This window comes from Bacteroides sp. GD17 (genome assembly GCF_038448625.1).
GTDB lineage: Bacteria > Bacteroidota > Bacteroidia > Bacteroidales > Bacteroidaceae > Bacteroides.
Map to the genome: position 1 here is coordinate 79,901 of NZ_JBCEZS010000012.1, position 19,779 is coordinate 99,679.

The 19,779-nt window shown below is 47.3% G+C and carries 20 protein-coding genes and 1 tRNA gene; 10 read left to right on the top strand and 11 right to left on the bottom strand.

Features of this window, described 5'->3' with window-relative positions; all coding sequences use genetic code 11:
• Window positions 1-74: 74 nt before the first annotated feature.
• Together AAE250_RS17230 and AAE250_RS17235 are read left to right on the top strand one after the other, a co-directional pair.
• Complete coding sequence (locus AAE250_RS17230) at window positions 75-3,197, top strand: efflux RND transporter permease subunit (protein ID WP_294597423.1); 3,123 nt, start codon at window positions 75-77, stop codon at window positions 3,195-3,197.
• Window positions 3,190-4,401 carry a TolC family protein gene (locus AAE250_RS17235; protein WP_294597419.1) on the top strand — a complete coding sequence of 404 codons (1,212 nt, stop codon included), beginning with the start codon at window positions 3,190-3,192 and terminating at the stop codon, window positions 4,399-4,401. Before AAE250_RS17230 ends, AAE250_RS17235 begins: the two co-directional genes overlap by 8 nt.
• A 56-nt stretch (window positions 4,402-4,457) precedes the next feature.
• On the opposite strand, the gene AAE250_RS17240 is transcribed toward AAE250_RS17235, so the two are convergent.
• Together AAE250_RS17240 and AAE250_RS17245 are read right to left on the bottom strand one after the other, a co-directional pair.
• A complete protein-coding gene (locus AAE250_RS17240) occupies window positions 4,458-5,687 on the bottom strand; it encodes a serpin family protein (protein ID WP_294597416.1) in 1,230 nt (409 codons plus the stop codon).
• A 114-nt stretch (window positions 5,688-5,801) separates the two neighbouring features.
• A complete protein-coding gene (locus AAE250_RS17245; RefSeq protein ID WP_294597413.1) occupies window positions 5,802-7,301 on the bottom strand; it encodes a methyltransferase RsmF C-terminal domain-like protein in 1,500 nt (499 codons plus the stop codon).
• A gap of 467 nt (window positions 7,302-7,768) precedes the next feature.
• Between AAE250_RS17245 and AAE250_RS17250 the strand changes: the two genes are divergently transcribed.
• The 6 genes from AAE250_RS17250 to AAE250_RS17275 all read left to right on the top strand — a co-directional run bounded on the left by AAE250_RS17250 (window position 7,769) and on the right by AAE250_RS17275 (window position 11,928).
• Window positions 7,769-8,392 (top strand): DUF6249 domain-containing protein, encoded by a 624-nt coding sequence (locus AAE250_RS17250; RefSeq protein WP_294597410.1) that lies wholly within the window; start codon window positions 7,769-7,771, stop codon window positions 8,390-8,392.
• Window positions 8,389-8,934, top strand: a complete 546-nt coding sequence (locus AAE250_RS17255) for an RNA polymerase sigma factor (RefSeq protein WP_294597407.1) — start codon at window positions 8,389-8,391, stop codon at window positions 8,932-8,934. The genes AAE250_RS17250 and AAE250_RS17255 overlap by 4 nt, the downstream gene beginning before the upstream one ends.
• Window positions 8,921-9,247: a DUF5056 domain-containing protein gene (locus AAE250_RS17260; protein WP_294597404.1), complete on the top strand. Its 327-nt coding sequence runs from the start codon at window positions 8,921-8,923 to the stop codon at window positions 9,245-9,247. The genes AAE250_RS17255 and AAE250_RS17260 overlap by 14 nt, the downstream gene beginning before the upstream one ends.
• Before the next feature lie 145 nt (window positions 9,248-9,392).
• Window positions 9,393-10,541 (top strand): cardiolipin synthase, encoded by a 1,149-nt coding sequence (cls, locus tag AAE250_RS17265; protein ID WP_294597771.1) that lies wholly within the window; start codon window positions 9,393-9,395, stop codon window positions 10,539-10,541.
• A 94-nt stretch (window positions 10,542-10,635) separates the two neighbouring features.
• Window positions 10,636-11,430: a thymidylate synthase gene (locus AAE250_RS17270; RefSeq protein WP_294597401.1), complete on the top strand. Its 795-nt coding sequence runs from the start codon at window positions 10,636-10,638 to the stop codon at window positions 11,428-11,430.
• Between the two features lie 9 nt (window positions 11,431-11,439).
• A complete protein-coding gene (locus tag AAE250_RS17275; RefSeq protein WP_294597399.1) occupies window positions 11,440-11,928 on the top strand; it encodes a dihydrofolate reductase in 489 nt (162 codons plus the stop codon).
• Window positions 11,929-11,931: 3 nt separating this feature from the next.
• On the opposite strand, the gene AAE250_RS17280 is transcribed toward AAE250_RS17275, so the two are convergent.
• On the bottom strand, window positions 11,932-12,408 hold the full coding sequence (locus AAE250_RS17280; RefSeq protein ID WP_294597395.1) for an Lrp/AsnC family transcriptional regulator: 477 nt from the start codon (window positions 12,406-12,408) through the stop codon (window positions 11,932-11,934).
• A gap of 237 nt (window positions 12,409-12,645) precedes the next feature.
• On the opposite strand from AAE250_RS17280, the gene AAE250_RS17285 reads away from it, so the two are divergent.
• Both AAE250_RS17285 and AAE250_RS17290 read left to right on the top strand, forming a co-directional pair.
• Complete coding sequence (locus AAE250_RS17285) at window positions 12,646-13,923, top strand: IgA Peptidase M64 (RefSeq protein ID WP_294597393.1); 1,278 nt, start codon at window positions 12,646-12,648, stop codon at window positions 13,921-13,923.
• A gap of 24 nt (window positions 13,924-13,947) precedes the next feature.
• Window positions 13,948-14,481 (top strand): GNAT family N-acetyltransferase, encoded by a 534-nt coding sequence (locus tag AAE250_RS17290; RefSeq protein ID WP_294597390.1) that lies wholly within the window; start codon window positions 13,948-13,950, stop codon window positions 14,479-14,481.
• Between the two features lie 73 nt (window positions 14,482-14,554).
• On the opposite strand, the gene AAE250_RS17295 is transcribed toward AAE250_RS17290, so the two are convergent.
• From AAE250_RS17295 to AAE250_RS17330, 8 genes are all read right to left on the bottom strand, one after another.
• Entirely contained in the window at window positions 14,555-15,019 is a 465-nt protein-coding gene (locus tag AAE250_RS17295; RefSeq protein ID WP_106040786.1) for an ExbD/TolR family protein, read from the bottom strand.
• Window positions 15,019-15,609: an ExbD/TolR family protein gene (locus tag AAE250_RS17300; protein ID WP_294597387.1), complete on the bottom strand. Its 591-nt coding sequence runs from the start codon at window positions 15,607-15,609 to the stop codon at window positions 15,019-15,021. Before AAE250_RS17300 ends, AAE250_RS17295 begins: the two co-directional genes overlap by 1 nt.
• A gap of 35 nt (window positions 15,610-15,644) precedes the next feature.
• Entirely contained in the window at window positions 15,645-16,130 is a 486-nt protein-coding gene (locus tag AAE250_RS17305; RefSeq protein ID WP_294597385.1) for a hypothetical protein, read from the bottom strand.
• A gap of 5 nt (window positions 16,131-16,135) precedes the next feature.
• Window positions 16,136-16,921 carry a MotA/TolQ/ExbB proton channel family protein gene (locus AAE250_RS17310; protein WP_294597768.1) on the bottom strand — a complete coding sequence of 262 codons (786 nt, stop codon included), beginning with the start codon at window positions 16,919-16,921 and terminating at the stop codon, window positions 16,136-16,138.
• A gap of 79 nt (window positions 16,922-17,000) precedes the next feature.
• Window positions 17,001-17,088: transfer RNA gene (locus tag AAE250_RS17315), tRNA-Ser, on the bottom strand.
• 162 nt (window positions 17,089-17,250) lie between these two features.
• Window positions 17,251-18,030, bottom strand: a complete 780-nt coding sequence (locus tag AAE250_RS17320; RefSeq protein WP_294601311.1) for a TatD family hydrolase — start codon at window positions 18,028-18,030, stop codon at window positions 17,251-17,253.
• Window positions 18,027-18,740, bottom strand: a complete 714-nt coding sequence (locus AAE250_RS17325; protein ID WP_294601310.1) for a hypothetical protein — start codon at window positions 18,738-18,740, stop codon at window positions 18,027-18,029. Before AAE250_RS17325 ends, AAE250_RS17320 begins: the two co-directional genes overlap by 4 nt.
• A 20-nt stretch (window positions 18,741-18,760) precedes the next feature.
• Window positions 18,761-19,735, bottom strand: coding sequence for a polyprenyl synthetase family protein (locus tag AAE250_RS17330; protein ID WP_294601309.1), 975 nt, complete (start codon window positions 19,733-19,735; stop codon window positions 18,761-18,763).
• Window positions 19,736-19,779 lie beyond the last annotated feature (44 nt).

Here is a 19,779-nt window from a genome sequence, read left to right on the forward strand (position 1 = left end):
TGATAAGGTGATAAAGTTATAGAGTGATATCGCTCTATAACATTATCACATTAACACTCTAACACTTTAATTCAATGTTAAACAAAATCATACATTTTTCTCTCCACAACCGTATCCTGGTACTGGTGGCATCGCTGTTGCTGCTGATTGGCGGTACATACACCGCCATGCATACGGAAGTGGATGTATTCCCCGACCTCAATGCGCCGACGGTAGTCATCATGACCGAAGCCAACGGCATGGCAGCCGAGGAAGTGGAGCAGCTTGTCACCTTTCCCGTAGAGACAGCTGTCAACGGCGCAACGGGAGTACGTCGCGTACGTTCGTCCTCTACCAACGGATTCTCCGTGGTATGGGTTGAATTCGACTGGGACACGGACATATACCTGGCGCGGCAAATCGTCAGCGAAAAGCTGGCGGTAGTCGGCGAATCGCTGCCCGCCAATGTAGGCAAGCCGACGTTGGGACCCCAATCGTCCATCCTGGGCGAGATGCTGATTATAGGACTGACAGCAGACTCGACTTCCATGTTGGACCTGCGCACCATTGCCGACTGGACGATACGTCCGCGGTTACTCTCTACCGGCGGCGTAGCACAAGTGGCCGTACTGGGTGGAGACATCAAGGAATACCAGATACAACTGGACCCTGAACGGATGCGCCACTACAGCGTGACGCTGAGCGAAGTAATGAACGCCACACGCGAAATGAATCTGAATGCGAACGGCGGCGTGCTTTATGAATATGGCAACGAGTACATCGTGCGCGGAGTACTCTCTACCGACCAGATAGAGCAAGTGGCCAAAGCTGTGGTACGCAGCAACGGAACATCCTCCGCTCCTATCCTGCTGGAAGATATCGCCGACGTCAGAATCGGAGCCAAGCTTCCCAAACTGGGCACTGCCTCGGAACGTGGTAAACCTGCCGTATTGATGACCGTCACCAAGCAGCCTGCAACCAGTACGCTGGAACTGACCGACAAGCTGGAAGCTTCGCTGAAAGATCTTCAAAAGAATCTTCCCCCCGACGTAAAGGTATCTACGGACATCTTCCGCCAAAGCCGCTTCATCGAAAGCTCTATCGGAAATGTACAGAAGTCGTTGTTGGAAGGAGGTATATTCGTTGTCATCGTACTGTTCCTGTTCCTTGCCAACGTGCGTACTACCGTCATTTCACTGGTAACGCTACCGTTGTCTTTGATAACTTCCATCCTTGCCCTGCACTACATGGGTTTCACGATAAACACAATGAGCCTGGGAGGTATGGCCATTGCCATCGGATCGCTGGTGGACGATGCCATTGTGGATGTGGAGAACGTCTACAAACGGTTGCGCGAAAACCGGCAGAAGCCTGTCGAAGAGCGCCTCTCTGTCCTGGAAGTAGTGTTCAACGCTTCCAAAGAGGTACGTATGCCTATCCTTAACTCTACGCTGATAATTGTGGTGAGTTTTGTGCCGTTGTTCTTCCTGAGCGGCATGGAAGGCCGGATGCTGGTACCACTGGGCATCGCATTTATTGTAGCATTGGCAGCCTCTACCGTGGTGGCACTGACAGTGACACCGGTGCTCTGCTCCTACTTGCTGGGCAAAGAAAAAGCCAAAGAGGAGAAAAACGCTACCGGCGACTCTTTTGTAGCACGCAAGATGAAGCAATGGTACGGTTCGGCGCTGACCTTCGTCCTGGAACATAAGAAGAGTGTACTCGGTGGCACTATCGCCCTGTTTGTGGTAGCACTGGCTTGCTTCTTCACCCTGGGACGTTCGTTCCTGCCGCCTTTCAACGAAGGTTCGTTCACCATCAATATCTCTTCACTGCCGGGTATCTCGCTCGAAGAAAGTGACAAGATGGGACATCGTGCCGAAGAACTTCTGCTCTCTATTCCCGAGATACAGACCGTGGCCCGTAAAACGGGACGCGCCGAACTGGACGAGCATGCCTTGGGCGTAAACGTTTCCGAGATTGAAGCTCCGTTTGAGTTGAAAGACCGTTCGCGCAGTGAACTTGTAGCCGACGTGCGCCAGAAGTTGGGCACCATCGTGGGCGCCAATGTCGAAATAGGACAGCCCATCAGCCACCGCATCGACGCCATGCTGAGCGGTACAAAGGCCAATATCGCCATCAAGTTGTTCGGTGACGACCTGAACCGCATGTTTACCCTGGGTAACGAAATCAAGAGTGCCATCCAGGGCATCCCCGGCATTGCCGACTTGAACGTAGAGCAGCAGATAGAACGCCCACAGCTCATCATCTCGCCCAAACGGGAAATGCTGGCTCGATACGGCATCTCACTGCCGGAATTCTCGGAGTTCGTCAACGTTTGCCTGGCGGGCGAAGCCGTTTCGCAGGTTTATGAAAAAGGAAAGAGTTTCGACCTCACCGTACGCGTCAAAGACGATCTGCGCGATGAGATGGAGAAAATCCGCAACCTGATGATTGACGCAGGCGACGGACAAAAGATTCCACTGAACTATGTAGCGGAAGTCCGTTCGGCCATGGGTCCGAATACCATCAGCCGCGAGAACGTGAAACGTAAGATTGTGATCTCGGCAAATGTGGCCGACCGCGACTTGCGAAGTGTGGTGAACGACATACAAGACCGCGTGGACAAGCAGATAAAGCTGCCGGAAGGATATCATCTGGAATATGGCGGCCAGTTCGAAAGCGAGCAGGCAGCCAGCCGCACGCTGGCGCTGACTTCGTTCATGTCCATCGTAGTCATCTTCTTGCTGCTCTATCACGAGTTCCGCAGTGTGAAGGAGAGCGCCATCATCCTCATCAACCTACCGCTGGCATTGATTGGTGGCGTGTTTGCCCTGCTTATCACTACGGGTGAAGTCAGCATTCCGGCCATCATCGGCTTTATCTCTTTGTTCGGTATCGCCACCCGAAACGGAATGCTGCTCATCAGCCACTACAACCATCTGCAGGAAGAAGAAGGTTACAGTGTCCGCGACAGCGTAATCCGTGGTTCGCTGGATCGCTTGAACCCGATTCTGATGACAGCCCTGTCCAGTGCGCTGGCACTTATCCCGCTTGCATTGAGCGGTGACTTGCCCGGCAACGAGATACAGAGCCCGATGGCAAAGGTGATTCTGGGCGGACTTTTAACATCCACGTTCCTGAACGGTTTCATCATTCCGATTGTTTACCTGATGATGCACCGTAATAAACAACCTAAAACGTCAGATAATGAATAAACGATTTATGATATTCAGTGCCGCCGTCCTCACTTTTGTGGGGATGCGTGCACAAACCGGCGGCATCGACGCCGTCCTCCAACAGATAGAGGCCAACAACAAGGAGTTGCAAGCCAACATCCACCTCATCTCCTCGCAGAAGCTGGAAAACAAGACGGACAATAACCTGCCCGACCCTACCCTGTCTTACGCCCACGTCTGGGACTCCAAGAACAGTGACGAAACGGCCGGCGAACTGGTCATCTCACAGAGTTTCGACTTCCCCACCCTCTACGCCACACGGGGCAAGATGAACCGCCTGAAGACCAATGCCCTCGACGCACAAGCCATCGCCTTCCGCCAACAGATACTGTTGCAGGCCAAGGAAGTGTGCCTGGACATCATCATGCTGCAACGCCAGCAAGCCCTGCTCGACGAGCGGTTGAAGAATGCCGAAGAACTCTCCGCCATGTACGCCCGCCGCATGGAAACCGGCGACGCGAACGCCCTGGAGACAAACAAAATCAACCTGGAACTGCTGAACGTGCGTACCGAAGCCCGCATGAACCGCACTACCCTCGACAACAAGCTGAAAGAGTTGACCACCCTGAACGGCAACCAACCCCTGACCATCGGTGACCGCCCCGCAGCCGAAGCCCTGGGGCTGACGGATTACCCCGTTACTCCACTTCCCACCGACTTCGGGCAGGTGTGCGACGAGCTCATTGCTTCCGACCCCACCCTGCAATCCCTGCAAGGCGCAAGTGCCGCCGCCCAACAACAGATTTCGGCAAGCCGGCAAGGCTGGCTGCCCAAACTGGAACTGGGTTATCGCCGGAACACCGATTCCGGCCATCCGATGAACGGTGTCGTGGTAGGTTTCTCCTTCCCGATATTTGAAAACCGCAACAAGGTAAAGATTGCCAAAACGCAGGCACTCAACATCGATTATCAGAAAGAGAACGCCGCCCTGCAGGCCAGCTCCACACTGTGGCAGCTCTACGAAGAGGCGCGCAACCTGCATACCTCTATGGAAGAGTACCGACGTACCTTCCAGCAGCAACAAGACCTCGCACTGCTGAAACAAGCACTCATGGGCGGACAAATCAGCATGATAGAGTATTTCGTGGAAATATCGGTAGTTTATCAGAGCAAGACAAACCTTCTGCAATTAGAGAATCAGTATCAGAAGGCTATGGCACAAATATACAAAAGTCAATTATAAAAAAAGAGATCGTTCACTCTGATAGTGAGCGATCCCTTTCCTTTTATGGATTGTACCTATAATTTTGTGATCTTACCCATAAAGAGAATAGTCCCTGTACTCTTCTCCTTTATCAGGAAAGCAAAAGGACGATTCACATGGAATGATTTAGACATACCCGGGCCAACAGCAGCGTCCAGCATTCCTCCAACAGTCACAGCTGCTGCTTCGGTACCTTCTTCATCCACCTTTATATAAGTAAATTGCTGCAATAATCCTACAAACAAATCAGCAGCAGACATTTTAGAGAAATCGGCAACCGTACCGTTGAAAGCATCCTTCATCCCCATTGCCCTCATGTCGTCTATCAAGTCCTTATCATATTTCAACTCAAACCGGGGGAGCTTGACATTCAGAGTCGTCCCCGACAAATCATCGTTCCACTCCTGCCAACGCTCATCCGTCAATTGCGGCAAACAATCTTCCAAAGACTTCCCCTCAGCCGGCAGAAGCACTGCCATACTGAAAGCTTCATTGCCATAAGGGAACTCTGCTATGGAGAAATAATCATTCTCCGTATAATTGAAATGTCCTTCGGACATGTTCATCATTTGTACGGTCGATTTACTTCCATCCAGATTTGTAAATTGATCTGCAGCCGTATTGGATTTCTTAAACTGATTCGTCCAGATTCCCTTGAAATAAAGGGCATTCAACAAATAAAGACGTGCATTCTCCGGAATCGACTTCAGCACTTCCGTAATACAATTATTTGTCTTCTCAGCACACCACTTGTTTATAATGTCTTTGGCGTTGGGAGACGTAAAGTCCAGTTCCTGTACCTGGGCATCGTACATCTTTTTATTCACATTCACAAAGTCGTCATACACACTGAATCCCTGCCTTATCCAAATAGAGTTGGCAATGCCCAAGCGGGTAGTATTATCCAGATCGAGCAGAGCCGAAACCAGCTTCCGGTTATAACTGTTCATATCTTCGATTGAATAACCGGAGAATCCCAGGACGGTCTGCATTTCTGCTAAGGTATTGCCTGCAGCTCCATTGGTAATCATGGAGAGACAGAGCGTAGCACTCAAAGGTGAGATAAACAAATTAGACTTTTCAGTTCTACACACCTGATTGAAGAAGCGGAAAGCGAAATCCGTTCCTAAATTCGTAATTTCCTGTTCGGTACGTGTAAGGGAGATGTCTTTACGAGGTTTGGGTTGTGGTGCGGGGTCCTCGTCGCTCTGGCACGCTGCAAAGATACTGAGTAAACTTAAAGCAGCAATCATTTTCTTTAGCATAGGCAGTAGTTTTAGTTTTACAATTATTTATATAATAAATGCTGTAAAAACTAAAACACTGCATCAGCAGGGAAATAAAACAAGAATTATTTCTCGGCTGCTTTGGTCTGATTATTATAGAATTGACATCAGTTCCAGCACTTCCTCCGGCAAATAGCCACTACGGATGCGCCACTCCTGAGGATAAAGATTATTAGCCCGGTTACCGATATTCTTGACAAAGCCAAGGGGGATTTGTTTGTAAGTGAGTAACACCACTCCGCGGGGAGCCGCCTCGGATAGTGCAACAGCCTCCTTGCGCAAGTAGGCGATGGCCTGCTCGTAGCTGACGTCCTCGCAGGCAAAGGCATCCGGACGCAGTGCCCTGCTCATGGCAAGGCCGTGCGCAGGTATCCAATCCTTGCCTTTCAGTTCGGCAACCTCTACACCGGCCTGCACCATGCGAAGTGACGAACGCAAAGCTGCCAACTCGGACATATACTCACGGGGAAAAGCGCTGACGCGATTGGCATCGATCAACCACTCATACTTCTCCGGAGCCGTCAGCCATTGACCGAGGGACGATAACTGCTCTTTGGAGATTCCCGGGGTCTTTGTTCCTTTGCCCTGGGATTTCCGTCCCTTATCCCTGGGGTTATCACTCCTTTTCCCCGGCATTTCAAAACACCTTCCCTGAGAAAGAGCTTGCTCAGCCCTGGTATTTCCGTCGCTCATCCCCGGCTTGCGGAGCACGGCAAGGAAGAAACCTTCGCCGCGGGTCTTATGCGGCAAGAAGCGGTAGACGGGGAAGTCTTCGCCTGCCAACAGGTTTCCTGTAATATTCCAATCGGCAGGGATGGAGAGAGGAAGCACTTCGGCAGAAAGCTCGTCACGTATCCAACGGATGTTTTCTTCGTCTTCCTGTGTATTATAAGTACAGGTACTATATATAAGGATGCCGCCGGGCTTCAGACAAGGCCAAATGTCGGAGATGATGCGCCGCTGGCGTTGCCAGCAAATGTCCACATTCTCCGGGCTCCACTCGCTGACGGCAACGGGGTCTTTGCGGAACATGCCTTCGCCGGAGCAGGGGACGTCGGTCAGTATTACGTCGAAGAAAGCTTCGAGGGCAGAAAAGTCGGCGGGATCGTTGTTCGTAACTACGATGCCGGGATGTCCCCACTTCGTGAGGTTCTCTGCCAATATCTGCGAGCGGTTGCGGATGACTTCATTGGCAACCAGCAGACTGCCTGCGGGAAGTACGCTGCGGGCATGGGTCGACTTGCCGCCGGGGGCAGCACAGAGGTCGAGCATTACGGCCGGTTGGTCGGTGAGATACTGTTTCAGAGCTTGTTCCACGAACATGGACGAGGCTTCTTGCACGTAGTAGCAGCCGGCATGAAACAAGGGGTCGAAGGTGAACGTCGGACGCCGCTCCAGGTAGAAACCGGTAGAAGACCAAGGGACAGGACTAAAAGAGGTACGAAAAAGACTAAACGAAGAGTCGGTTAACTTATCCTCATTCAGTCGTATACTAATCGGTTGCTCCTTTTCCAAGGCATCAGCCAGCCTTTCATATTCTTCAACGCCCAAGAGGGTATGCGAATACTCGGTAAATGCTGCAGGTAATTCCATGCTCTGAATTGTTTTGTGTCCGCAAAGGTAATACAAAAAAGACCTTTTATCAATCTACAAGGTACTTTTTGTTCGGCACCAGGGGAAGGCATCCCCCCAGCATAACTGATGTAGGTATTCACATCAGCCACTGCTATTGCTGTCGCTGCAGACCTGCCACAGTTTTACTGCAAACGTGTTGCAGCGTCGCTGCAAATAAGTTGCAGTGCTACTGCAAACCTTTTGCAGCGACATTGCAAACCTATTTGCAGTAGCACTGCAACAAGTATGCTGCATCGTTGCAACAAGTTTGCAGCATCTTGCAGTAAAGCTTGTCTTGCTTCGCCAACAAGTATCTTTCATATCAGACTAACAATAAGTCTCCCTCCATGCATCTTTTCTCAAAAAAATTTCTTCTCTTTGCAACTTTATGCATATCAAGCTACGTCTAACAAACAAAGAAATAAAAACTTAAAAAACGATAGAGTATGAAACGGATTATTTTAGGAGTTATGCTTGCCATGCTGTACTGCGCACTGGTACAAGGAGGCAACCGAACCGTGACTGAAAACGACAGTCATGGAAACAAGAAAAGAGTGATAGAACTCAAAGACACCGTCATCAACGGGCAGACCATGACCGACACCCTCAGTATCATGACCTACGAAACCGACGCCGACAGCAACCGCTCCGGCAGCAGTAAGCACCACCGCAACGACAGCGGACTGGAATGGGGCAGCTTCAGCTTCGGCGACAAAGCCTCCGAAACTCTTATCACCGTAACAGCCATCGTATTTGTCTTCGGTCTGCCGCTGCTCATCATCTTCGTCATCTTCTTCTTCCGCTACAAGAACCGGAAGGCCAAATACCGCCTTGCCGAGCAAGCTCTGGCCCGCGGACAGCAGTTACCCGAGAACTTCTTCAAGGAAGCCGCCTCCAACGATATACGCAGCAAAGGCATCAACAATATCTTCGTCGGCATCGGACTGTTCATCTTCCTTTGGGCCATCACCACCCAGTTCAGCATCGGCTGCATCGGACTGCTCATCATGTTTACCGGCTTCGGCCAGTTAGTCATCTATTACAGTCAGAAGCAGGAAGACAAGAAATGAGTCAACTCAACGACATATCGTTAGTCGCACAGGTCGTGGTGTTTCACAACACCAGGGCCTTCGACCAGTTGGTCAAGAAGTACCAGTCGCCCGTGCGGCGATTCTTCCTGCACCAGACCTGCGGCGACAGCGAACTGAGTGACGACCTGGCCCAAGATACCTTCGTCAAAGCCTATACCAACCTTGCCTCATTTCGGAATCTTTCCAGCTTCTCAACCTGGCTCTATCGTATTGCCTATAATGTATTTTATGATTATATTCGCAGCCGGAAAGAAACCGATGACCTGGACACGTATCGGGTAGACGCTCAATGCAGCACACTGCAACAAGACGTAGGCCAGCACATGGACATCTACCGTGCCCTGGCCTCACTGAAAGAAATGGAACGCACCTGCATCACCCTCTTCTACCTCGAAGATCAAAGCATCGAAAAGATTGCAGGCATCACCGGATGCCCGACGGGAACCGTAAAAAGCCACCTCTCGCGGGCAAAAGATAAAATGGCTACTTACTTAAAACAAAATGGTTATGATGGAAAATGATGATAAACTCCTCGCTTCATTCTTTGCCGAACACCGGCAGGAAATAGCCGACAATGGCTTCAGCCGCCGCGTCATGCGCCACTTGCCCGACCGCGTCCAACGCTTGTCGCAGATATGGACCACGTTCTGCTTCACGCTCGCCCTCGTCCTGTTCATTGCCTTCGACGGCTTGCAACTGGTACTCGATACTTTGCGCGAAACTTTCAATACCGCCCTTCAGAGCGGAGCAACGGAAGTCGACCCCAAATCACTGGTAATAGCAGGCATCGTGCTGCTCTACTTCGGTTATCGCAAGATTTCATCAATGGCATAGTTGGCATTTTCAATGATAAATTGTATCTTTGCTCCCTCGTAAAACGAAATAAGAAGAGAGAGTTTTGAGACAAGTTTTATTCATCATATTATTCATCCTTTCCATTGGTAATATCCGGGCACAAGTAGCAAGCGACTCGATCGTTATGGACTACTTGCAGCAAATGGGAGCCCCCGTCACTTACAATAACGAAGTAAAATTGCTGATGACCGGTCGAGACAAGTTCGTCGACCTCTTCGAGAATATCCGCCAAGCCAAGCACCACATACACCTGGAGTACTTCAACTTCCGCAACGACTCCATTGCCAACGCCCTCTTCGACCTCCTGGCCGAAAAGGTGAAAGAAGGCGTAGAGGTGCGTGCCATGTTCGATGCCTTCGGCAACTGGTCCAACAACCAGCCTCTGAAGAAGCATCACCTGAAAGCCATCCGTGAGCGTGGCATCGAGATCGTGAAGTTCGACCCCATCACCTTTCCCTGGGTAAACCACGCCGTCCACCGCGACCACCGCAAGATTGTAGTGATAGACGGTAAAATAGGTTATACCGGCGGCATGAACATCGCCGATTATTATATCAACGGCCTGCCCAAAATCGGGAAATGGCACGACATGCACATCCACCTCGAAGGGGATGCCGTCCGTTACCTGCAAGGCATCTTCCTCACCATGTGGAACCGCGAAACGGGACAGCACATCGGGGGACCGGCCTACTTCCCCGACATCCCCCAGTTTCCGGACAGCATAGCCGAAGAAATAGCCATCGTAGACCGCACTCCGCGCGAAACGCCGCGCTCCATCAGCCATGCCTATAGTGCTTCCATCCAGGCTGCACAGAAGAATATACGGATTGTGAACCCCTATTTCGTCCCCACCAAGTCCATCCGCAAGGCAATAAAGAGCGCCTTGAAAAAGGGTACGGAAGTAGAAATCATGATACCTGCCGTATCGGACATTTATTTCACTCCCGAAGCTTCTTTCTACATCGTACACAAGCTGATGAAACGGGGAGCCAGGATTTATCTCTTCAACGGCGGCTTCCATCACTCCAAGATTATGATGGTGGACAGCACCTTCTGCACCGTGGGCACTGCCAACCTCAACAGCCGCAGCCTGCGCTACGACTACGAAACGAATGCTTTCATCTTCGACCCCGCGACTACCCACCAGCTGAACGAAATGTTTGAAAGAGACAAGCTGAACAGTACGTTACTGACCCCCGAAGTTTGGAAGAAGCGCTCTGCATGGAAGAAGTTTGTAGGCTGGGTGGGTAATCTGATGACGCCTTTCCTGTAAATCATCTGCTCCCTAAAGGGGGAAATTATCATTTGAAACTTTCGTGTATTCCCCAAAAGCAGTATCTTTGCGATAAACTATCCGCATAATAACAATGAAACAATATTTAGACTTGCTCAACCGGGTCCTGACCGAAGGCACAGAGAAGAGCGACCGCACCGGAACCGGCACTATCAGCGTATTCGGACATCAAATGCGCTTCAACATGGACGAAGGCTTCCCCTGCCTGACAACTAAAAAACTTCACTTGAAATCTATCATATACGAACTTCTGTGGTTCCTCAAAGGCGATACCAACGTGAAATACCTGCAGGACAACGGTGTACGTATCTGGAACGAATGGGCCGACGAGAACGGTGACTTAGGGCATATCTACGGTTACCAATGGCGTTCGTGGCCCGACTATAAAGGCGGATTCATCGACCAGATCAGTGAAGCTGTCGAAACCATCAAGCACAATCCCGACTCCCGCCGCATCATCGTCAGCGCCTGGAACGTGGGCGACCTGGACAATATGAACCTGCCTCCGTGCCATGCTTTCTTCCAATTCTATGTGGCCAACGGACGACTCAGCCTGCAACTCTACCAGCGCAGTGCAGATATCTTCCTGGGAGTCCCCTTCAACATCGCCTCCTATGCCCTGCTCCTGCAAATGATGGCACAAGTTACGGGTCTGCAAGCCGGCGACTTCGTCCATACCCTCGGTGATGCCCATATCTATCTGAACCATCTGGAGCAAGTAAAACTCCAGCTCTCACGCGAACCAAGGCCATTGCCACAAATGAGAATCAATCCGGAGGTTAAAAGCATCTTTGACTTCAAGTTTGAAGATTTTGAATTAGTAGATTATAACCCGCATCCGCATATTGCCGGAAAAGTATCAGTATAAGAAAGATTTATGATAAATATTATTGCTGCCGTAGACCGCCACATGGGCATCGGCTATGAGAACAAACTTTTGTTCTGGTTGCCCAACGACTTGAAACGTTTCAAAGCCCTGACCACCGGAAACACCATCATCATGGGCAGAAAGACCTTTGAATCTCTGCCCAAAGGCGCCCTGCCCAACCGGCGCAACGTAGTTCTATCTTCCCGAAGCGATGCAGCTTATCCCGGGGCAGAAGTATTCTCTTCCCTGGAAGCGGCATTGGAAAGTTGCCGCCCGGACGAGCAGGTCTACATTATCGGTGGCGCAAGCGTATATCGCCAGGCACTCCCCTTGGCCGATGTTCTCTGCCTGACGGAAGTAGATGCGGAAGCGCCACAAGTCGACGCCTATTTTCCCGAAGTAGATGCAGCGGTATGGCAAGAAAAAAGCAGGGAATCTCATTCTGTCGATGAGAAACATCCCTGCCCCTATGCATTCGTTGACTATATCCGCCGGTAAAGATTAATCTTCTTCCTCTTCTACCGTTATCGGCATCTGTCGTTTAATGGCTTCATGGAAAGAAATCAAGGTTTCCGTACGAGCCAACCCCAACGGCTGCAACTTGTCATGGATAATGCTCAGCAAGTGGTGGTTATTGCGGGCATACAGCTTGATGAACATATCGTACTTGCCCGTTGTAAAATGACATTCTACAATTTCAGGGATAGCTTCCAGAGCCTTTGTCACAGCATCAAAAGTAGCGGGGTCTTTCAGGTAGATGCCTATATATGCACATGTTTCATAACCTATCTTCTCGGGGTCGATAACATATTCAGACCCTTTCAATATGCCTAAATTTGTCAACTTTTGAATGCGTTGATGGATGGCCGCTCCCGATACATTACAAGCTCTGGCCACTTCAAGGAAAGGAATACGCGCGTTGTCGGCAATAAGCTTCAGTATCTGCTCGTCTAAGGTATCCAATTGATGATGTCCCATTTCTAATTCTAATGATTAATGAATTATTATATTTCCCGTATCTGCATACGGCAATATGCAAAGTTAGCTATTTTTTTGCCAATAAAAATACGGTTTATAACTTTTATTGCAAAAAAAAGAATAAAACCTCACCAGGAGTATGCAGACGTATGTACAAAAATCATCTTCACCCTTCAAGAAAATTGCAGATGAACCTTAAAGATAGTATCTTTGTAAGAAATTAAACAACAAACGGTTATGAAGAAGTACTCGTTATTCCTATTATGCGTGATTGCATCGCTGTCTCTGCATGCACAGAATTTCACGGATTATTTTGCAGACAAAACCCTGCGTGTAGATTATATCTTTACCGGCAATGCCGCCAAGCAAGAGATATGCCTGGACGAATTGTCTTCTTTGCCTTCCTGGGCGGGAAGAAAGCAGCATCTGTCCGAACTCCCTCTGCAGGGAAACGGGCAAATCACAATGAGAGATGTAGACAGTGGTGCCATTATCTATAAAACGTCTTTCTCTGCTCTCTTTCAGGAGTGGTTGGAAACGGACGAAGCCAAAACCGTAACGAAGGGTTTTGAAAATACATTCCTGCTCCCCTACCCGCTGCATCCGGCAGAAATAGAAATATCGCTTCTTGATCCGCGCAGAAACGTACGCGCAAGCATGAAGCATGTGGTCCGCCCGGATGATATCTTGATACACCGGAAAGGAACCGACCACGTCACTCCCCATAAGTATCTTCTGCAAAGCGGAGACACGGACAAGTGCATTGACATAGCTATTCTTGCAGAGGGATATACCGCTCAGGAAATGGAAACATTCTATAAGGATGCCGTCATTGCCTGCGAGAGTTTGCTTTCGCACGAGCCTTTCCATTCCATGAAGAACCGCTTCAACATTGTAGCCGTAGCCAGCCCCTCGGAAGACAGCGGAGTAAGCGTACCACGCCTGGATGAATGGAAACGTACGGCATTCAGTTCTCATTTCAGCACATTCTATTCGGACCGGTATCTCACCACTTCACGCGTAAAATCCATTCATGATGCCTTGGCAGGAATACCTTATGAACACATTATCATCCTTGCCAATACAGAAGAGTACGGTGGCGGTGGCATATACAATTCCTATACGTTGACAGCCGCACATCATCCGATGTTCCGCCCTGTAGTTGTACACGAATTTGGGCATAGCTTCGGCGGACTTGCCGATGAATATTTCTATGATAATGATGTAATGACAGACACCTATCCACTGGATGTAGAGCCCTGGGAACAGAATATCAGCACCCGCATCAACTTCGCATCCAAATGGGAAGATATGCTTGTGAAAGGAACTCCAATCCCTACCCCTGTATCTGAAAGTGAAAAATATCCCGTAGGTGTATACGAGGGAGCCGGCTACTCTGCCAAAGGCATATATCGCCCTGCTGATAACTGCCGCATGCGTACCAACCAATATCCTACTTTCTGCCCGGTTTGCCAACGGGCCATCCAGCGAATTATTGATTTCTATACCGAATAATAAAAACTAAACTGAAAACAATTTATGATCAGACTTCAACGTATCACTACCGCCGACACCGCTTTATACCATTATATGGAGCAGCTGATGACCGCTTCTTTCCCCTCGGAGGAATACCGGGAATTGGAAGAATTGCGCAGGTATACAGACACCAAGGCACATTTTCATAACAACATCATCTTTCACAACGACACCCCGGTAGGATTCATCACCTACTGGGATTTCGGACATTTCTATTACGTAGAACATTTTGCCGTTGACCCTGCACAGCGCAACGGCGGACATGGAAAGAATGTACTGAACCACCTGTGCCAGCTTCTGGAACATCCGATTATCTTGGAAGTAGAAGTACCCAATGAGGAAATGGCCCAACGCCGTATCAACTTCTATCAACGTCACGGATTCTCATTATGGGAAGAACCTTACCAGCAACCTCCATACAAAGCCGGAGACGGCTATCTCCCCATGCTGCTCATGGCCTACGGAGATATACAATGTGAGAAAGACTTCGATAATGTAAAAGAGCACATCTACCGCGAAGTATACAACGCGAAGTAGTAGTGATATAAAAACAAATAAAGGTCGTTTGCAGCAGTGCAAACGACCTTTATTAATATAGTTTATTAACTTCTTACTGACGCGGTTGCGCAGAATAGTTAATCTTCAATGCATAAGCCTTACGAAGAGCTTCTTTGATATCTGTTACGATACCCATTTTCGTATCTTGGTCAACTTTCAAAGACACTGTCATCTGCGGCTGATCTTCTTCCTTCATACTGGCACGTTCACCAATAATGTAGTCTTGGATTTCAGCAACTTCAGCATAACTGTCGTTCAACTGGATACGGCTTTCATTACCCAACTTCTTACGAAACTCGGCAGTAGGTTTTCCTACATAGATAAACGTAACCAAAGACTTCTTTTCAAGTTTCTCCAATTCTGTAGCTTGCGGAACCTTAAACTCAACCTTCAATGTTACCTCACGCATAGTTGTTACAATCATGAAGAAGAACAACAAGGTGAAGATAAGGTCAGGCAGAGAAGAAGTGTTCAACGCCGGCATTTCGCGTTTACCAGTCTTATTAAATTTTCCCATTACTTCTTTTCTCCGTACTTTTTAGGTTCTGCCTCAGAAATCTTCTGAGAATAAATTTCACGAATTGCATCTTGTTGTTCCTGGTCCAGATCAGCATAATTTTTCTGCCACTTTTCCTGAGCTAATTCGTCACGCAACTCATTGTAAGCTGCTACCAACTCATTCTGTACAGCCATATATGCCTTATATGAAGAACCACGGTCACAACGCAAAGAAATCACATGCCCCTCCGTAACTTGTACAGTACCGAAGAAAGGAACGTTCTTTGAAACCTTTTCCGGTTTGTTTTCGTCATTATACGGGTTAGCAATAAATTCTTTTGCTTTTGCTCGCAATTGATCTACGTTGATATAATCGTTACCGCACATTAACTGGTCGTTCATATTCAAGAAGACTTGCAATACGTTACGTTCTTTCTTCTTAGCATCATCTATCTTCTGGTCTTTTTCCGGCGGTGGCGGCAAACGTCTTGCCAAACCACGGTCAGTGTCCATAGATGTTGTAATCAAGAAGAAGATCAGCAACAAGAACGCAATATCCGCTGTAGAACTTGAGTTAATATCAGGAACTTTTCTTTTTCCTTTTGCCATTGTAATTACTCTTTAAATTGAGTTGCCCCAATTAGTTATGATAATTTCTTCTTAATGCTACTGAAAATGATTGCCAAAACTGTTCCGGCAAACAAAATGTAGATTGAATAGAGGAACATATCAGTAATCTTCAACCAGAAAGGAACGTTGTCACTACCGTCATATCCCGGGATATTGAGAGGCTCATCGCTACCCATAGCCCAAGCAATAATAACAACTGCAACCAGTATAATCAAACCGATCAAAGACTTCAATGCTGCCCCAGGATTATCTTTCAATGCAGATCCAAACTGGAACACTACACCAACCACTGTAGCAATAATAGCCACAGCCAACAGAGCGTACATCAAATAGATCAGCGCATCTGTCTGAGCCGGTTGCCACATATCTGCGTCAACGCTCGTCAGTACTGCAGCGCCTTGGGCATCTCCACCGAGGTAGAACAATCCCAATACTACCAAAATGGCAGCAAACATTACGTACAGTACGTAGTATGATACTTTATATGATAACTTAGCCATCTTGATTATTTTTTGTATTTCAAGTCATATTTGATAACCATATCCAACAGTGAGATAGAAGAATCTTCCATTTCACTAGTCAAAGCTTCAATCTTAGCCAGGATGTAGTTATAGAATACTTGGAGGATCAAAGCAACGATCAAACCGAAGATAGTAGTAATCAAGGCAACCTTCATACCACCTGCTACAACCGTCGGAGAGATATCACCTACTTGTTGGATCTTATCAAATGCCTGCACCATACCGATTACAGTACCCAAGAATCCCAAAGACGGAGCCATTGCAATGAACAATGTGATCCAAGAGCAACCTTTTTCCAAGTAACCAGCTTGTACACCACCGTAAGATACTACTGATTTTTCTACTACATCAATACCTTGATCAATTCTCATCAAGCCTTGATAGTAGATAGAAGCAATAGGACCTCTTGTGTTACGTGCGATGTCTTTAGCAGCTTCAACGTCACCTTTTTCCAAAGCAGCTTCGATAGCAGCCATAAACTTCTTTGTGTTGATTTCAGCCAAACTCAGATAAATGATACGTTCGATACAGAATGCAAGACCGATAACCAATGCGATGGCTACCAAACTCATGAAGGATGCAGTACCTTCAATAAACTTCGTCTTAATTTCTTTGTGGATACCACCTTCTTCAACGTCTGCAGAGCCTGTAGCTGCAGGAGCAGCCTGTTCTGTTTGTTCCGCTGCAGGAGCATCTTGAGCCTGAACAAGTTGAGTTGAGCCAAATGTTAAGACTCCCATTACAGCAACAATTGCAAATAACTTTTTCATTGTGTGTCTAATTTTTAAGATTAATTAATTAAATTATTTATTATATATTTGTTGTTTTTATCTCCATTTCACTGTCCCGCGGAGAGACGGGGATTCGAACCCCGGATACCCTTTAGGAGTATACACGCTTTCCAGGCGTGCCTCTTCAACCACTCGAGCATCTCTCCAATAGACGCCTCCTCCGAAATCGGCTGCAAATTACAAAAAAAATGCGAACCACAAGCGTTTTCAGCTACAAATGTATTCTTTTTTTTGTTGTTCCGCTTCATTCTCCCCTTTTTATATTAAATAAAATCTCAAAATTAATAAACTTTAAAATCTTTAGGAGGTTATTTGAGCATTCCGAACACTTTTAATGCGTTTTCGGAAGTCACCTCCGACACCTGCTCAAGAGACTTCTGATATATTTCAGCTACTTTCACCGAAGTATATTTCACGTATGCGCTTTCGTTTCGCTTTCCCCGGTTAGGTACCGGAGTGAGATAGGGTGAATCGGTCTCCAGAACAACACGCTCCAAAGGAATACTCTTCAAAACTTCGGGTAAAGTAGACTTCTTAAAAGTTACAACGCCATTGATCCCAATCAGAAAACCGGGAAACTCCATGATGCGGAAAGCTTCTTCCTGTGTACCCGTGAAACTGTGGAAAATTCCTTTTAACGGAGTACTCTTATAGGGTTCCAACACATTATATATATAGTCGAAAGCTTCCCGACAATGGAGTACTACCGGCAGGTCATATTCCAAAGCCCATTCAATCTGTTTATCCAAAGCGGCTTGCTGCTCTTTTAAGAAGGTTTTATCCCAATACAGGTCCAGTCCTATTTCACCTACTGCTACATATTCCCTCGACGCCGCCAACTCTCGGGCAACAAAGTCCAATTCCTTTTTATAGTCTGCATTCACAGAAGTAGGATGCAGTCCTATCATCGGATAACAATAACCTTTATATTCATGGCATACCCGAAGCATAGATTCAATAGTGGTACTGTCTATATTCGGCATAAATATATGGGTAACTCCAGCCTCGCGGGCACGGTCCATAACTTGCGGCAAATCTTCTGCAAATTCTTCTAAAAAAAGATGGGAATGTGAATCAACTAAATTCATTCTTTAATCAGTTCTTTACGTTTTTCGCCGGTACGGTAATAATATACAAGACCATAATCACGGCACAGGTCCATACGCTTTTCATTCGGCATTACCTTTTCAAATTTCTTTTCAACCTGATTCCAGATATCAAGAATCAGTTCATCGGCATCCGCACGCATTGAAGACAAAGCATCCAAGCTACGGGCAGTCAATGCCTGCAAGTTTTTCTGCTTTTCATAACTATCCATAAAGATGTCATAATGCACCCTTACTTTTGCTATTGTAGGATTATAAATAGGTATCCCTCCTTGAGAAGTACGTTTGTTTTCTCCATCTATGATCTTTCGTCCCCACTCGGCCAACGCGGTTTCTGTTGACAAATCGGGCACGTTGTTATTGCCTGTGTCCAGGCCGTAATATTCTTTATGCGCCTTACGTACCTCAGAACGTATTACTGCCAAATTCAATACTTGGATAAAATGGGAAATATACAGACGTGCAGTCTTCACATTAGCCTGATGTTTACGTCCCGCTTGTGCCTGACGTTCAAAGCACTCCGTATAATAAGCCTGTGCAGCCTCAAACTTGGTCAAGAAATTCCGGGCCTCAGTCAATGTTTTCAAAGATACAGCCAAATCATATACATTATATATATCCGCTTTTACGACCACTGCTTTCAGTGCCCGTAGTCTCGCTTGATCTGTATTTGGCAATCTTCTATAAGGCATTACTTTTCAGATTAATATGACTACACTTCCCGGTGCATCAGGTTAGTCATCAGATTTTTCAGTTCTTTTTTCTTTTCATCAGCCACCTTCACAGCATCAAGGTTCTTGATTGCGCATTCACAATATTCTGCCATCTTCTTCTCACAGAGTTCCTTGACACCAATCTGATTATACAAATCGGTTACAGCTGCAATTTTTTCTGCTGGATTGAACGCATCAGCATCCACCCAAGCATTCAGTTGAGACAGTTGGTTATCATCCGCATGTTCAAAAGCCTTTATCAACATATAGGTTTTCTTATTGCACAAGATATCACCACCGATATTCTTCCCAAAAACGGCAGCATCTCCATAAACGTCCAACAAGTCATCCTTCAACTGAAAAGCAACTCCTAAATTCATACCGAAATCATATAGACTATCCGCATCTTCAGAAGATGCCCCTCCTAAAAGAGCACCAATCTTCAAGCTCACAGCCAAGAGAACTGAAGTTTTCAAACGAATCATTTCCAGATATTCTTCCGCTTTCACATCTTTACGACGTTCAAACTCCATATCTAATTGCTGCCCCTCACAGATCTCCAAAGCGGTCAAACTAAACAAATCCATTACTTCTTTCAGATGCTCTACAGGACATTGTGCCATGAACTGGTAAGCCAGTACCAGCATCGCATCCCCCGAAAGGATGGCCGTATTATCATTCCAAACCTTATGGACGGTCTCTTTGCCTCGTCGGCGATCTGCACGATCCATTAAATCATCATGCAGAAGGGTGTAGTTATGATATACTTCGATACCCGTTGCAGGAGCAAATATACGGCTGACATCTTCCTGATAAAGATTGTAAGCCATCAACATCAATACCGGACGAATCCTTTTGCCACCCATAGACAATACATAAGTGACGGGATCATATAAACCTTGAGGGGTACGAGTAAACTGCAATTCTGCAACATGAGAATTTATTTTCTCCAAAAGCTCGGAAGCTGTAAACATAGTAAAATTGAATTAGGAATAGCGGATAATGAAAAGAGGCTGCA